11 protein-coding genes are annotated in these 15232 nt (G+C 73.3%); 9 read left to right on the forward strand and 2 right to left on the reverse strand.

Translation table 11 applies throughout. The features are described 5' to 3' along the window. Positions 1–12: 12 nt before the first annotated feature. From ACIBG6_RS26810 to ACIBG6_RS26830, 5 genes are read left to right on the forward strand one after another with little or no spacing between them, the layout of a single operon-like run. Entirely contained in the window at positions 13–4365 is a 4353-nt protein-coding gene (locus tag ACIBG6_RS26810) for an alpha-(1->3)-arabinofuranosyltransferase family protein (protein ID WP_399225154.1), read from the forward strand. Next, positions 4362–5822, forward strand: a complete 1461-nt coding sequence (locus tag ACIBG6_RS26815; protein WP_399225155.1) for a condensation protein — start codon at positions 4362–4364, stop codon at positions 5820–5822. Before ACIBG6_RS26810 ends, ACIBG6_RS26815 begins: the two co-directional genes overlap by 4 nt. Then, on the forward strand, positions 5819–6628 hold the full coding sequence (locus tag ACIBG6_RS26820; RefSeq protein ID WP_399225156.1) for a class I SAM-dependent methyltransferase: 810 nt from the start codon (positions 5819–5821) through the stop codon (positions 6626–6628). Before ACIBG6_RS26815 ends, ACIBG6_RS26820 begins: the two co-directional genes overlap by 4 nt. Before the next feature lie 3 nt (positions 6629–6631). Beyond that, complete coding sequence (locus ACIBG6_RS26825) at positions 6632–7537, forward strand: DMT family transporter (protein ID WP_399225157.1); 906 nt, start codon at positions 6632–6634, stop codon at positions 7535–7537. Beyond that, a complete protein-coding gene (locus ACIBG6_RS26830; RefSeq protein WP_399225158.1) occupies positions 7534–7722 on the forward strand; it encodes a Trm112 family protein in 189 nt (62 codons plus the stop codon). The genes ACIBG6_RS26825 and ACIBG6_RS26830 overlap by 4 nt, the downstream gene beginning before the upstream one ends. Positions 7723–7754: 32 nt before the next feature. On the opposite strand, the gene ACIBG6_RS26835 is transcribed toward ACIBG6_RS26830, so the two are convergent. Next, positions 7755–8792: a saccharopine dehydrogenase family protein gene (locus ACIBG6_RS26835; protein ID WP_399225160.1), complete on the reverse strand. Its 1038-nt coding sequence runs from the start codon at positions 8790–8792 to the stop codon at positions 7755–7757. Positions 8793–8913: 121 nt separating this feature from the next. Between ACIBG6_RS26835 and ACIBG6_RS26840 the strand changes: the two genes are divergently transcribed. Further along, positions 8914–9861, forward strand: a complete 948-nt coding sequence (locus ACIBG6_RS26840) for a helix-turn-helix domain-containing protein (RefSeq protein ID WP_399225162.1) — start codon at positions 8914–8916, stop codon at positions 9859–9861. A 21-nt stretch (positions 9862–9882) separates the two neighbouring features. Here the strand turns inward: ACIBG6_RS26840 and ACIBG6_RS26845 are convergent, their stop codons facing one another. Then, on the reverse strand, positions 9883–10572 hold the full coding sequence (locus ACIBG6_RS26845) for a TetR/AcrR family transcriptional regulator (protein WP_399225163.1): 690 nt from the start codon (positions 10570–10572) through the stop codon (positions 9883–9885). Between the two features lie 169 nt (positions 10573–10741). On the opposite strand from ACIBG6_RS26845, the gene ACIBG6_RS26850 reads away from it, so the two are divergent. From ACIBG6_RS26850 to ACIBG6_RS26860, 3 genes are all read left to right on the forward strand, one after another. After that, on the forward strand, positions 10742–11656 hold the full coding sequence (locus tag ACIBG6_RS26850) for an MBL fold metallo-hydrolase (RefSeq protein WP_399225164.1): 915 nt from the start codon (positions 10742–10744) through the stop codon (positions 11654–11656). Positions 11657–11733: 77 nt separating this feature from the next. After that, positions 11734–12357, forward strand: a complete 624-nt coding sequence (locus ACIBG6_RS26855; RefSeq protein WP_399225165.1) for an isochorismatase family protein — start codon at positions 11734–11736, stop codon at positions 12355–12357. A gap of 155 nt (positions 12358–12512) precedes the next feature. After that, complete coding sequence (locus tag ACIBG6_RS26860) at positions 12513–15125, forward strand: YfhO family protein (protein WP_399225166.1); 2613 nt, start codon at positions 12513–12515, stop codon at positions 15123–15125. Positions 15126–15232: the final 107 nt, after the last annotated feature.

Genomic DNA, 15232 nt, shown 5'->3' on the forward strand with positions numbered 1-15232 from the left:
CGAGGAACGGTCATGACCACTACGGTCCAGGCGCCCACCCGGGCGCCGCAGCCCGGCCCGACGCCGTCGGAGGCGTCCGGCGAACCGCGCGGACGGCGCCTGCTGTTCGGCTTCTGGGCCTTCGTCCTGGTGGCGTTCCTCGCGGTGTCACCCGGGAAGATGACGTTCGAGACCAAACTCGGCGTCGCCCTCGACCCCTGGCGCTTCCTCGGCGACCTCGGTTCGCTGTGGAACGGGAACGTCGGCCTCGGCGGCATAGCCAACCAGTACGTGGGCTACGCCTTCCCGGCCCTTCCCTACTACGCGCTCATGGACCTGCTGCAGGTGCCGGTCTGGCTGGCCGAACGGCTCTGGCTCTCGGTCATCGTGACCGCCGCCTTCTGGGGCGCGCTCAGGCTCGCCGAGCGGCTGCGCGTGGGGACGCCCGCGTCCCGGGTCCTCGGCGCCGCGGCCTACGCGCTGTGGCCCACCTTCACGATCGTCATCGGATCGACCTCCGCCGCCGCGCTGCCCGGCGCCCTGCTGCCCTGGGTGCTGCTGCCGCTGACCTCCGCGGCGTCGAGCCCCCGGAAGGCCGCCGCCCGTTCGGCCCTGCTGATCCCTTTCATGGGCGGCGTGAACGCCGCCTCGACACTGGCCGCGCTGCTGCCCGTGGGCCTGTACCTCCTCAGCCGCCCGCCCGGCCGGCGCCGACGCGCGCTCCTCGGCTGGTGGATACCGGGCGTCGTCCTCGCCACCGTGTGGTGGGTGGTGCCGCTGCTCCTGCTCGGCACGTACGGCGAGAACTTCATGCCGTACGTCGAGCAGGCCGACACCACCACCGCCACCATGTCCGCGGCCGAGCTGCTGCGCGGCGCCGGCAACTGGGTGGCCTATCTGCACTTCGGTGAGGCATGGCTGCCGGCCGGCTGGACCGTCGCGACCTCCGTCGTCACCGTTCTCGGTTCGGCGTTCGCCGCGGCGCTCGGCCTTGCGGGCCTTGCCCGGCGGGACCTGCCCGAGCGCCGCTGGCTGCTCCTGACCGTGCTGGCCGTCGTCCTGATCGCGCTCGCCGGATACGGCGGAGCCTTCGGCGGTCCGTTCCACGGCGCCGTCCAGGACTGGCTGAACGGTCCGTTGAAGCCGTTCCGCAACATCTACAAGTTCCAGCCGGGACTGGCCCTCGCGCTCGTCCTCGGACTGACCCATCTGACAGCCGTGCTGTCCGAGAGCAGAGGTTCTCGCGCACTCCGCGGTCGACGCTGGGTGCCCGCGACCGCGGCGGTGCTGGTACTGCCCGGACTCCTGCTCCCGTACGTCAACGGCTCGATCCTCCAGCCCGGGGCGTTCACCAAGCTGCCCACCCACTGGGAGAAGGCCGCCGGCTGGCTCAAGGACAACGCGCGGCACAGCCGGGCCCTGGTCGTCCCGGCGACGGCGCACGGCATCTACACCTGGGGTTCCCCTATCGACCAGCCGTTCGACGTGCTGGCCGAGACCCCCTGGGCGCAGCGGGACTTCGTCCCCTTCGGCACTCCCGGAGCACGCCGTATGACGGACGCCGTCGAGCAGGCGCTGCTGTCCGGCGCCGAGGTTCCGGGCCTCCGGGCGTACCTCGCACGGGCCGGCATGCACGAGGTCGTCGTCCGCAACGACCTCGACCCCGACCAGATCGGCTACGTGCCGCCGCAGACGGTGAAACGGACCCTGGAAGCGTCCGGCTACCGCAAGGTCACCGGGTTCGGCCCGCTGGTGACCGGTGGACGCATCGCCGCCGACACCCCGCTCCAGGTGCAGGGCCTCTATCCGCGGCTCCAGGCCGTGGAGATCTACCAGCCGCGGGACAGCGACGGGCGGCCCGGCCGGGTCGGTGTCTCGGCCGTGGCCGACACGGCCGTGGTCAGTGGCGGACCGGAGGCGCTGCTCCAGCTGTCCGCCGATCCCTCGATGGCCGGGCGGCCGGCCGTACTGGCCGGGGACACGCTGCCCAAGGGCGTCGTCGCACCGGTGAAGGCGGTCGCGGACGGGCTGCGCCGAGCCGACACCCGGTTCGGCCTGGTCAACAACAACACCTCGTACACCTACACCGCGGACGAGCGCAATCACTCCGGCAGCCTGCAGAACCCGGGGGAGAAGCCCCAGCAGATCCTGCCGTCGGAGGGCACCGAGCACCAGACGACGGCGGTGCTGCGCGGAGCCGAGTCCGTGACGGCTTCCAGCAGTGGCAACTGGCTGTTCCACCTGCCGCAGTACGACCCGGTGAACGCCTTCGACGGCAACCCGGACACCGCGTGGGCCGAGGGCAGCCCGGGCGAGCCGGCCGGACAGTGGCTCCGTGTGGACTTCTCCCGGCCGACCGACATCCCGGCCTCCCTCCAGCTGACGCCCTTGCCGGGCGACGCCATGCGCGCGGCGCCCACACGGGTACGGATCGAGACCGACCGCGGTTCGGCCGACAGCCCCCTGAAGACGAACGGCCTGCCGCAGACCGTCAAGGCTCCCGTCGGCGAGGCCTCCTGGATGAAGATCACCGTCCTCGCCGCGCAGCAGGCGCGCCCGGGGCTCTCCGGTGCCGGATTCTCCGAGGTGTCGGTTCCGGACGTGCAGGTGACGCGCATGCTGGTGCTGCCCGCCGACGCGGAGCGCACCGACGCGGCGGCGACCGTGTACTCCCTGCACCGCGGTACCGACGCGGGCGGCCTGTCGCCCGCGTCGGCCGAGGTGGGACTGCACCGGCAGTTCGGCACCGGGGAACCGGGCGAGTACCAGGTGTCGGCGCGAGCCGTCGCCGTACCCGGGGGCGCGCTGGACGAACTCCTCGACCGTTCGGCCTCCGGATCGAAGAACCGGCTGACGGCCGCCGTGGACTCCACCAGCCGCAACGGCACGTCGCTCGGCGCCCGCAACCTGGTCGACGGCGATCTGACGACCGCCTGGATCGCGGGCGACCGGCCGGTCGTCCACCTGAGCTGGCCCGGCACGAGGAAGATCGACGAGATCATCCTGGCGCCGGCGGGCGGGGTGTCCACCCGGCCCGAGCAGGTGATGATCAGCTCTCCGCACGGCGCCGCGGTGGCCGACGTGGACGAGAACGGGCGGGTCCGCTTCCCGGAGATCGAGACGAACCGGCTCGACATCACCATCACCCGGGTCGCGCCGCTCACCGTCCACAACCCGGTGGCGGACGCGCAGTTGCAGCTGCCGGTCGGGCTGAGCGAGGTGCACGTTCCCGCGCTGGCCGATCTGCGGGTGCCGAGGCCGAAGCCGTCCGCGCGCTTCTCGCTGCCGTGCGGTGAGGGCCCGGACCTCGCCGTGGGCGGTGTCCTGCACAAGACGAAGGCCTCCGGACTCGTCCGCGACCTCACCGAGCGGCGTCCCGTCACCGTCGCCCTCTGCGCGGGCGACGAGAAGGACGGCACCCTGGAGCTTCCGTCCGGTGATCACGAGGTGGAGGCGGCCGACACGGGCCCGCTGGCGGTCACCGACGTCACGCTGACCCGCGGCACCCCGCGGGCCCTGGAGGGTGCGGCGGGTCGTGAGGCCACCGTCACCGCGTGGACCGACGACAGCCGGACCGTCTCGGTGTCGGCGGGCGACGGCGAGGCCGCCTACCTGCGGACCTACGAGAACGCCAACCACGGCTGGAAGGCGACCCTGGACGGCACGGAGCTTGAGCCGGTGCGCCTCGACGGCTGGCAGCAGGCCTGGGTGATCCCGGCCGGGGCGTCCGGCACGGTCACCATGGAGTTCGAGCCCTCCGGGTCGTACCGGACAGCCCTGATCGGCGGTGCTCTCGCGCTCGTCGCACTGGCCGCCCTGGCCTTCGTGGGCCGCCGGCGCGACGGCGGCGGCACCGACGAGCAGCTGCCCGAACCGGCGGCCCCGGGGATGCTGCTCGGAACGCTCGCGCTGACCGCGGTCGTCGCGGTGGCGGCGGGGCCGCTGGCCCTGGTCGTGCCCGTACTCGCCGTGGCGGCGCGGTTCCGCCCGGGCGTGCTGGTGCCGACAGCGGCGGCGGCGATGGCCGGCGCCGGGCTTGTCACGGCCCTGGGCGCCGGGGATCCGGTCGCCGACGGGGCGGGCGCGTTCAGCGGTCTGGCGCAGGTCCTCACGCTGGTGGCCCTGTCCGCCGCGCTGGTGACGGCGGTGAGGCCGACGTCCGCGGCCGCCGGGCGCGGGGATGACGCAGGGGACGGAGGCGACGCCGGGCACGGAGGCGACGCCGGGTGGGATGACGGCGGGTGGGATGACGGCGACGGGCATGACGGCGACGGTTCCGACGCGCCGGAAGCCGGACCGGTGGTCACGGCCAGGCCGCGCAGCACCGGCGACGGGCGCCGGCCCGAGCCGCCCCTCTGGCGGCCGGATGGCGGTGGCCCCTCGTGACCGCGCCGTGGACCGCCGCCGGGAGGGGGACCACCGCCCCTCCCGGCCGGGTCCGGATTCCCTTCCCGACCGTCGACGAGGTGTCGCGGCACTGCCTCAGCGACGACGAACCGGAGAGCGTGCACATCGAGGTCCATCTGCCCGGAAGGCCGGACCCGGTACGGCTGCGGGACGCGTTCCAGCGGGCGCTGCTGACGCACCCCAGGGTGCTGGCACGGGAAGTGCCCGACCGCGGACACCGGCGGTCCTTCGCGTGGGAACTGACCGGTCGACCGGACGGCGATCCGGTGAGTTTCGCGGGGCGGGGACCCGACGCCTTGGCGCGGGCCCGGGCCCGCGCCCTGACGGAATGCCCGCCGCTCACCCTGGCACCGCCGATGCGCCTGGAAGTCGTCCAGGTGGAAGAGACCGGGGCAGTGCTGCTTCTGACGATGCATCACACGGCCCTCGACGCCGGGTCGGGGCTGCGGGTGCTCGCCACGACCGCCGAACAGTACGGCGGCACGGCAGCCCTCCAGGTTCCCGGGCGGGTCCGGCCCGGGCGCTCGGGTTCGGCTCCTAGCGGGACCGGCGCCACCGGCCGCACCGTACGGACGCGGCCCGTACGGGTCGCGCCGGACTCCCGCCCCGGGCCGGTACGCGCCCGTGCCGTCGGCAACGGCATGGTGCAGGTGGACCTGCCCGTTCCGCGGCGGGCAGGGCGGAACGGAAGCCTTCCGCCCTGGACCGTCAACGACCAACTGCTGGTCGCCGCGTCGCTGATGGTGGGTCGCTGGAACGTATCGCAAGGCCGGTCGGCCGGTCCGGTACGGCTCACGATGCCCGTGGACGACCGTCCGCGCGGCACGGAGATGCCGATGGGCAACGGAACCCGGCTCGTCGAGGTGGCCATGACCTCAGAGGACCCGCTCGACACGGAGCTGCTGCTCGGTGAGCGGCCGGACCCGGAGGCCGTGGCCCGGCTGCTGCGCACCACCGCCCGGCGCACCCGCGCGCTGAAGTCGACCCAAGGCGCCCCCATGGGCGCCGGGGCGAGTCTGCTGACCGCACCGCTGCTGCCGGTCGGTGTCCGGGGTGTGCTCACCCGTGGCGCACGGCGGGCGGCCGCGTCCTGGACGTCGACGGCGCTGGTCACCAACATCGGACGTGTGCCGTACGCGCTGGACTTCGGCGACGCGGGCCGGGCGACGGCCGTGTGGTTCTCCGCACCGGCGCGGATGCCGCGCGGGCTGAGCGTGGCGGCGGCTTCCACCGCCGGGCGACTGCATGTGACGTTGCGCTGGTCGCGGGCGCTGCTCGGTGACGCGGCGGGTGCGGAACTGGCGGGCCTGTTCGCGGAGTCGCTGTCGACGACGTCTCTCGTCCCGGGCGGGCCGTACCACCCCGACACACCGCATCCGGACACGACGCCGGCTGGAACTCGCTTCCCTCAGGACAACCACAAGAGGCCGTCATGACCAGCTCAGCCACCGGCTCGGCAGCAACCGGCTCGGCAGCAACCGGTAAGCCGCCTGAGACGGCGGCGACTTCGTCGGGCCCGCGCACCCCCGGGCTGCGGGACTTCTACGAGAACCCCACCGTTCCCGTCGCATCCGGGGAAGCCCGGACGCTGCGGCAGGCCCGGATGCTGGCCGCCGCGCTCGGCCCCGTGGGGCCCGGCCGCCCGGCCGCGACCGTGCTCGACGTCGGCTGCGGGGACGGCTCGGCGGGCGCGATCGCGGCCCGCGTACTCGACGGACACCGCATCGTGGGAATCGACTGGTCGCAGGACGCCCTGCGCCGGGCGGCCCCGCGCCTCAGCCAGGTCGTCCGCGGCGAGCTGACCGGCAGCGGGCTGCCGTTCGCCTCCGGCAGCGCCGACGCCGTGCTGTTCAGCGAGGTCGTCGAGCACCTCGTCGACCCCGACAGTGCCCTCGACGAACTGCGCAGGGTCCTGCGACCCGGCGGGCATCTCATGCTCTCCACTCCGAACCTCGGCGCCTGGTACAACCGCGCGCTGCTGCTCGCCGGAGTCCAGCCGGTGTTCTCCGAGGTGAGTCTGCGCCGCATCCACGGCAGACCGGGCAGCGAGGTCGTGGGCCATCTGCGGCTGTACACGGCCCGCGCGTTGCGCGAGTTCGTGGCGGCGTCCGGGTTCGAGGTGGTGAAGGTCGCCGGTGCGCCGTTCCACGGAGTCCCGCGCCCGCTCCGCCCGCTGGACCGGCTGGCCTGCGGGGCGCCGTCGCTCGCGTCCATCCTCCTCGTGCACGCGAGAAGGGAGTAACCCGTGGTGTGGGGCGTGGCCGCCGCGTTGGTGGCGAACATCCTGTACAGCACCGGCTTCGTCCTGGAGAAGCGGGCGCTGGCCGGCATGCCGCCGCTGAGTGCCGCACAGCCGGGCCGGGCCCTCCTCCTGCTGGCCGGCCGGCCCTTGTGGATCTGCGGGGCCATGGCGCTGGCCCTGGGGTTCGCCGCGCAGCTGGCCGTCTACCGCACACTGCCGATCGCCGCCGCCCAGGGCCTGTTCCTGTCCGGTCTCGTCCTCCTGCTCGTGCTCTCGTCGGTGGTGCTCGGCGAGCGGCCCTCCGGCCGCGAGCGGCGTGCGGTGGCCGTCATCGGTCTGGCCCTTGTGATGGTGGTGGCCTCGCTGTACGAGACCAGTGAGGAGATCAGCCGTACCGCTCCCACCGGCACCCTGCTGGCCATGTGCCTGCCGACCCTCGCGGCCGGTCTCGTGCTCTACGCGGCCGCGGAGCGGCGCGCCCGCCGGCGCCATCGGCAGCCGACCACCGGAGTGGCCTACGCGGTCGCGGTCGGTCTGATCTACGGCGTCAGCTCGCTCGCGATCAAGGGCGTCTCCGGGCATCTGGACACCTCGGACCTCCTGGGCTCCGCGCCCGCCCTGCTCGCCTCCCCGTACCCGTACCTCCTGCTGCTGACAGGGGTCAGCGGACTGGTCCTGTCGCAGACCGCCCTGCAGCGCTGCCGTGCGTCACTGATCGTCCCGGTGTGCTCGACGGTGAGCTGCGTGTTCTCCATCGTGAGCGGCACGATCGCGTTCGACGAGCCGCTGCCCGACGACCCGTTGCGGCTGTTACTGCGTCTCGGCGGCACCGTGCTCGCACTGACGGTCCTGCTCACCCTGCCGCGACACGAGACGAACACCCCCACACCCGAAGGAACCCGGCCATGAAGCCCGACAGCCCGCTGCTGAAGATTCTCGCCTGCCCGCTCGACAAGGGGCCGCTGATCCTGGACGAGCTCCGGGGCGCTCTCTACAACCCGCGCCTGCGCCGGCGCTATCCGATCGTCGACGGCATCCCGCAACTGCTTCCCTCCTCGGGCGAGCCCGCCGTTGTCGAGGACCCCGCCGTCTGAGGAGGAGCGCGTCCGGTACCTCGCAGAGCGCGTCACCCACGCGGTTCCACGGACAGCGACGTCCGCTCGGACAGCGCGCGGAGGAAGTCCGGTGCGTCGAAGATCGCGCCGGCGGAGGCGACACCGACCGTCCTGACCTGCCCCGTGAGGACACGGTGGACCGCTTCCACCGCGAGCGGCGCGCTGAAGGCGTAGATGTCCCGGCCGCTCGCCGTGGCGCGCCGTTCCTCGTCGCCGGAGCGCACGACGACGTCGACGACGAAGGTCTGGTCCGAGCGGCCGCTCGCGTCGACCGCGGCCGGCGCCGGCGTCTCCGGAGCCACCACGTCCTTGGCCGCCTCCACCGTCATGTAGGTGCGGACCTCGGGGATGGCCAGGTGGCTCGGGACGGTGACGACGTCGGCCATCGTGAACTCCGCGATGACGGAGCGGACGCCGGTCGGGTCGGGGAAGGCCCACTTCGTCGTCGGCGGAGCGTCGTCGCGGTACTGCATCCGGCCCTCGCTGAACACCACGCGCCGGCCCTCCCTGCGCTCCCGGGAGACGGCGCCCGCGCTGCGGGTTCCGGCGGTGGGGTGCCAGCTGCTCAGCGCGTACGCGACATGCGCCTCGTCGGCCGAGGTCCAGTCGCCCATCGCCGCGGTGACCAGCAGGTCGCCGAGGCCGCCGAAGAACGCCATCGCCGGGATCACGACCGTGCCGGCGTCGGCGGCACGGTCCGCGAACCGCTCGAAGGTGTCGGCGTTGGCCTCGAGCTCGGCGGCCACGTCCACGTACGGGATCCCGGCGCGCAGCGCCGCCTCGATCACCGGGGCCGCCGTCGAGGCGAAGGGCCCGGCGACGTTGATCACGGCGGCCACGCCGGCCAGGGCGCGGTCCAGCGAGGCCGCGTCGTCGACCGTGGCCGGCCGGACGGCGAGCCCCGGGTGGGACGCGCCGAGTTCCTCCAGCTTGTCCGCGTCGCGCCCGGTGAGGACCGGCACCAGCCCCCGGTTCAGCAGCTCCGCCACCACGAACCGCCCGGTGTGCCCGTAAGCACCGAACACCGCTACCGCCTGACCTGCAGTCATCGACTTCTCCTGCCGCTCTGAGTTGTTCGACTGGCTCAACTTGTTCAACTGTGAACATCTTGCGGGGTGGTGATCGACCGGTGTGAGTGTCTGGAACGACATGGTGCGTACAATTTCGGACATGAAGACAGTCGCGTTGGCCGTCACCGACGGAATGCTGCACTTCGAACTCTCCGTGGCGTCCGAGGTCTTCGGTGCCGACCTGACCCATCTGGTCGACCCCTGGTACGAGTTCACCGTCCACGGGCCCGGCGCCGTGCGGGTCGGCAGGTTCCACCTGGAGCCCGACCACGGGCTCGACCGGCTCCCGTACGCCGACACGGTGATCGTCCCCGGCTGGGCCGACGTCGACGTGGACCCGCCCGCCGAGCTGGTCGACGCCGTGCGCGCGGCCCACGAGGCGGGCGCACGGGTGGTCTCCCTGTGTACGGGCGCGTTCGTCCTGGCCGCCGCGGGGCTCCTCGACGGGCGGCGCGCGACCACCCATTGGGCGCACACCACGGTCCTGGCCGACCGCTACCCCGGGGTCGAGGTCGATCCGGACGTGCTCTACGTGGACAACGGCAGCGTGCTCACCTCCGCCGGCAAGGCCGCCGCGATGGACCTGTGCCTGCATCTGGTCCGCCTCGACCACGGTCCGGCGATCGCCAACACGGTCGCCCGCCGCCTGGTCGTGCCCCCGCACCGGGCCGGTGGCCAGGCCCAGTTCGTCACCGCCCCGGTGCCCGCCCAGGACGACCACCCGCTCACCGGCCTGCTCCCCTGGATCGTCGAACGCCTCGACCGGCCGCTGACCGTGGAGGACCTGGCCCGTCAGGCGCGGATGAGCTCGCGCCACCTGGGCCGTCACTTCAGGGCGGCGACCGGCACCACCCCGCTCCAGTGGCTGCTGACGCAACGCATCCGCCGCGCCCAGGAGTTGCTGGAAGCCACCGACGACAGTGTCGACGCCATCGCGACGGCGACCGGCATGGGCACCGCCACGACGCTGCGCCGGCACTTCCACCGCACGGTCGGCGTGCCCCCGGACGCGTACCGCCGCACGTTCCACTCGCGGTCGCGCCCCTGAGGGCCCGGCCGCCTCGAAGCGTTACGCCTCCGGGGGCGCGGCAGGCGGGCGGAGCGAGCGGGTCAGGTGATCGAGGGCGGCGCCGCCGACGGGTGACGTGCCCGTGAGGGTGCCGACCAACGCCTGGGCGAGGACCGTCGCCGTACCGATCCGGGAGTCCTCGCGCTCGTCCCCGGTGGCCTTGCCGATCACGGCGTCGCGCACCGCCCCGGAGATCTCGTCGCCCGCGAACAGCTCGGGGAACGACAGCGCCATCATGCACACGCCCACGTTGGCGGAGAGGATCGACTGCCCGGCCAGTTCCGGGGTCATGCGCAGCCGCCCGGCGCCCCGGCAGCGCTCCACGGCCGCCAGGAGGATGGCCTGCGCCTCCTTGATCGCCTGCGGCTTGGCGTCGCCCGTCGGCGTGAACATCAAGCGGTACAGGTGCGGGTTGCGGAGCGCGAACGCGACGTGACTGTCCCAGGTCGTCCGCAGGTCCGCCACGGGATCGTCGGTGAGCGGATTGCGCCTCTTGGCAGCGAGGAAACGCTCGAAGCCGATGTCGGCGACCGCGGTGAGCAGCCCCTGCTTGTCGCCGAACTGGCGATAGATCTCGGGCATGCCGACCTTCGCCCGGTCGCAGATGGCCCGGGTCGAGATCGCCAGGGCGTCCTTGGTGGCGAGCAGTTCCTCGGTGGCTTCCAGGATGCGCTCTCGTGCCGTCGACATGGCTCCCATAATAACAGCGCTAACAGGACGGTGTAATCGATGATTACGTGATGTGTTAGCGTGATGAACGCCCCCGGAGGGTGGCCGCCTCCGAGACGTCCTCCGAGGCGTCCTCCGAGACGTCCTCCGAGACGACTCCCGTTCGCAACGAGAGAGCTGGTAATCCCCGATGAACCGTTCGACCGTCCTCCGTGTCGCCACCGGCGCCGTCGCAGCCACCGCGGGCGTGGCCCTCCTCGCCGCCTGCGGTGGCAAGGACACCGCCGACGGCGCGAAGGCGTCGGCCACGACCGAGGGCGACAAGGCCGCGTTCACCGCCACGCACGTCGGCGGGCCGACCACGATCCTGGAGATCGCCGGCCTGCGGATCCTGCTCGACCCGACCTTCGACGCGCCGAAGACGTACAAAAGCGGCCTGGAGAAGGTCCAGGCCCCGGCGGTCGGCGCCGACGCGATCGGCGAGATCGACGCCGTCCTGCTCTCGCACGACCAGCACGACGACAACCTCGACGACAAGGGCCGCGAGCTGCTCAAGACCGTGCCCGTCGTCCTCTCCACGCCCGGCGCGCGGCAGCGCCTCGGCGACCACGTCACGGTCATGAAGGCCTGGGCCACCCACGAGCTGAAGACCTCCGGCGGCACCGTCACGGTCACCGCGGTGCCCGCCCTGCACGGGCCGGACGGAGTGGACCGCGGGGCGGACGGCGAGGTCACCGGCTTCGTCCTCAGCGGCAAGGGCGTCCCCACCACCTACGTCTCCGGCGACAACGCCTCGGTCAAGGTCGCGAAGCAGGTCGGGGACCGCGTCAAGAAGGAGATCGGCCCCATCGACACGGCCGTCCTCTTCGCCGGCGCCGCCCGCACCCCCGCGATCCTCGACAACGCGCCGCTGACCCTCACCTCGAAGAACGCGGCCTTGGTGGCGAAGGACCTCGACCCCCGCAAGGTCGTCCCGGTCCACACCGACAGCTGGAACATCTACTCCGAGGACCTGACGTCCCTGGTCAAGGCCTTCCAGGAGCAGGGCATCGACGGGAAGCTCGTCGACCTCGCGCCCGACGGCGCCAAGAAGGACCTCTCCTAGGCGCTCGGCGCCCCTCGTCCCGTACCGAGCCGCCCCTCGTCCCGTAACGCATCGAATCACGCGTCGAAAGGAACACCATGACCGCGTCCACCACCCTGCGCGATGTGATCGGCCTGCCCCAGGAGCTCCCGCGCCTGGGCGAGTCCACCCTGATCATGATCGACTTCCAGAACACCTACCGCACCGGCGTCATGCGCCTCGACGGGGCCGAGGAGGCCGTGGCAGCCGGCGCGCGCCTGCTCGCGGCGGCCCGTGCCGCCGGCGCGCCCGTCGTGCACGTCGTGAACGACGGCGGCGAGGGCACTCCGTACGACATCCGGGCCGAGATCGGCTCGATCAGTGCCGAAGTCGCCCCGATCGCGGGCGAGAAGGTCGTCGTCAAGCAGGTCCCGAACGCCTTCCACGGCACGGATCTGGAGGAGATCCTCAAGGGCCTCGGCGGCGGCGCCGGCGGCGACCTCGTCATCGCCGGGTTCATGACGCACATGTGCGTCCTCTTCACCGCGCAGGGCGCCTTCAACCTCGGCTACCGCCCGAGCGTGGTCGCCGAGGCCACCGCGACCCGCCCCCTGGCGGCGCCGGACGGCACGGGCGCGGTCGTCGCGTCGGACGCGCTCCAGGTCGCGAGCCTGACGACGGTCTCCGACCTGTTCGGCACCGTCGCCCGCACGGTCGACGAGCTCGTGGCCTCGAACGGCTGAGCCACCCACCCGCACGGCACCGGGTGTTCACCCGGGGTGTACCGGAACACCGCCTGATGATCGGTTACGGGTCGCCCGCCTCGGCGGTAATGGCGGTCGGCCCGTGACGACTCCACCTCCGGGCGTTCCCGCTCCGTGCGCCCCCTGGAGGACGTGTGCCCCCCGCCGCCGAGACCGTGCTCGACGAGGTCGACGGCGAGGAGGGGGGCGGTGGGGCCCGGCGCCGATCGGGTCTCCGGTCCGCTCTCGGGTCGGTTCTCCGTCCGCGGGGCCCGCTCCCCCCGGCCGCCGCCGCCCCGCTCGTCGCCTCCCTGTTCTCCGCCGCGCTGTTCTGCCTCGCGACCGCGCTGTCCCGCACGTACCCCTTCGGGCCCGTGACCAGGAACGTCGTCGATCTCGGCCAGCAGTACCTGCCGTATCACGCCTACTGGCGCGCCTTCCTCCTCGGCGACACGCACGGCGATGCCTTCCTCAACTGGAACTCCGGCTTCGGCTCCCCCTTCCTCGGCGACATCGGCACCTACCTGAGCAGCCCCTTCGACCTGCTCGTCGTCCTCTTCCCGGCGGACCGGATCGAGCTCGCCCTCTACGTCGTCACGGCCGTCAAGATCAGCGCCGCGGGAGCCGCGGCGGCGCTGCTGCTCCTGCGGCTGCGCCCCGGTCCCTGGCCGGTCGCCGCCGCGCTGGGCGCCGCGTACGCGCTCTCCGGCTGGACCCTCAACCTCGGCGCCACCGTCCCGATGTGGCTCGACGGGCTCGTCGCCTTCCCGCTGCTCTGCCTGGTCGGCGAGTGGGCCCGCACCGGCCGCCGGCCCGTCCTCGGTCCCGTCGTCGTCGCCCTGGCCTGGATCGCCAACTTCTACACCGCCTACATGGCCACCCTCGGCGCGGCCGTCTTCCTCGCGGTCCGGCTCCTCACCGCCGAGGAGAGCGCGACCACCCGGCAGCGGATCGCCCGGCATCGGATCGCCGGAGCGCTCCGCGCCGCCCGCGGCGTTCTCATCGGCATCGGGCTCGCCGCGCCGCTCGTCGTGATCGTCTTCCTCGCCACCAAGGTCGCCGACCCGACCCCCGTGACCACCTTCGCGCCCGTCCCCTGGACGGACGTCCTCGCCCGGTTCCTGCCCGGCACGGCAGGCGTCGCGAGCCCCGCCCTCTTCATCGGTACGCCCGCCCTCGCGCTCGCCCTGACGCTGCCGTTCAACGGGGCCGTGGCCCCGCGCGTCCGGGCCGGCTGGACGGCGGCGGTCGTCCTGGTGACGCTCTCCCTCCAGTGGGAGCCCACCCATCTGCTCTGGCACGCGGGGGCCTCGCCCAACGGCGCTCCGTACCGTCAGACCTTCGTCCTGTGCGGGCTGTTGCTCATCGCCGCCTGGTTCTCGGTCGCCCAGGGCGTGCCCCGGCCGAGCGCGCTCCTCGCGGGCGGCGCGCTGCTCGCCGCCCTGGCCTTGGCGGCCCGGGGGAGCGTCGACATCGACGCATGGACCTTCCCCGCCTTCCTCGCCGCCGCGGCCGTGGCACTCGCGGCGGCCCTCCTGGCCCGGCAGGGCGACCGAAGGAACACCGTCCGCGCCCTGCCCGCCCGTCTCCTGCCGGCCCTCGCCCTGGTCCTCTTCGTCGGCGCCCAGGCGGGCGAGACGGTCGTCACCGGCAAGCGGATCGAGGAGCAGCAGCGGAGCGAGGTCGCCTGGTCGCCCCGGATCGGCCCCTGGCACACCGCCGCCGCCCGCGAGGCGGCCAGCGCCGACGCCTGGCCCCGCTACCGTACGGACCCCGGCGAGGTGCCCGGCGGCAACGACGTCCTGATCGTCGGCGGCCAGGGCGCCGAGGTCTACAGCAGCCTCACCGCCGAGGTGACGTCCTCCACGCTCTCCGCGCTGGGCTTCGGCTCCTACGCCAAGGGCCGGCACCCGGTCACCCTCGACAACCCCGTGACCGACGCCCTGTTCTCCATCGGTGCCCGGATCCGTTCGGAGCCCACGGAGCCGGTACGCCAGGACGCCCTGCCCCGGGCCACGGTCACCGTCAGCACGACCCCCGTACCGCCCCTGGTGACCGTCCGTCCGCGCGCGGCACGTGCCCCGCGCCCGGAAGACTCCGCCTTCGTCCGGCAGGAACTCCTCCTCGGCTCCTCGGTGTACGCGCTGCCGCGGGACGCGCGCCGCACCGGACGCACCGTCACCGCCCGCTGCCCGGCGGGCTCCGACGTCTGGTTCTGGGCCCCCGAGTACAAGGGCTCGGCGACCCTGGCGGGGGAGGGCGCCGTCGAGTTCGAGGGCAAGCCGCCCGCCGTACGCGCCCCCATGCGGGCCCTCGGGACCGTGCCCGCCTCCGGTGAGGTGCGGATCGACCTGCTGCCCGAGGCCGGGATCCGGCTGCCCGCACAACCCGTCGGCTGCCTCGTCCGGACACGGCTCGACTCCGCCGTACGACAGCTCACCGCCACCGGCGCCACCCACGTGAGCGCCGGCGGCCACAGCCTCACGGCCGAACTGCCCCCGGGCAGCACGGGCGTCGCCGTGCTCGCCGTACCGCGCGTCTCCGGCTGGCGCTGCGCGGCGGGCGACGCGAAGGCCGCACCCGCCCGCGCGTACCAGGGCCTCGTCGCCGTCCCTCTCGACGGTCGGGCGACCACGGTCGGCTGCTCCTTCCGGCCACCGGGTCTCCGTCTCGGCGGCGCCGTCGGAGCGGCCGCGCTCCTCGCCCTGGCCGCGACGGCGCTCCTGCACCGCCGGTCGCGGCGCAGGGCCCACCGCACCCGCACCTGACGGGTTTCCCTCAGGGAAGACAAGAGTTCACCCGGAGTGCACCCGTGGATCGTTCGGGCGGAAATGTGGACGGCTACTGTGCCCGCCGTACCGGCGTTTAATTGTTC

This window comes from Streptomyces sp. NPDC050842 (assembly GCF_044456565.1).
Lineage (GTDB): Bacteria > Actinomycetota > Actinomycetes > Streptomycetales > Streptomycetaceae > Streptomyces.

Coding starts and splice junctions, on each gene's coding strand:
- ACIBG6_RS26810 (WP_399225154.1), top strand. CDS start 13: ATGACCACTACGGTCCAGGCGCCCACCCGGGCGCCGCAGCCCGGCCCG.
- ACIBG6_RS26820 (WP_399225156.1), top strand. CDS start 5,819: ATGACCAGCTCAGCCACCGGCTCGGCAGCAACCGGCTCGGCAGCAACC.
- ACIBG6_RS26830 (WP_399225158.1), top strand. CDS start 7,534: ATGAAGCCCGACAGCCCGCTGCTGAAGATTCTCGCCTGCCCGCTCGAC.
- ACIBG6_RS26835 (WP_399225160.1), bottom strand. CDS start 8,792: ATGACTGCAGGTCAGGCGGTAGCGGTGTTCGGTGCTTACGGGCACACC.
- ACIBG6_RS26840 (WP_399225162.1), top strand. CDS start 8,914: ATGAAGACAGTCGCGTTGGCCGTCACCGACGGAATGCTGCACTTCGAA.
- ACIBG6_RS26845 (WP_399225163.1), bottom strand. CDS start 10,572: ATGTCGACGGCACGAGAGCGCATCCTGGAAGCCACCGAGGAACTGCTC.
- ACIBG6_RS26850 (WP_399225164.1), top strand. CDS start 10,742: ATGAACCGTTCGACCGTCCTCCGTGTCGCCACCGGCGCCGTCGCAGCC.
- ACIBG6_RS26855 (WP_399225165.1), top strand. CDS start 11,734: ATGACCGCGTCCACCACCCTGCGCGATGTGATCGGCCTGCCCCAGGAG.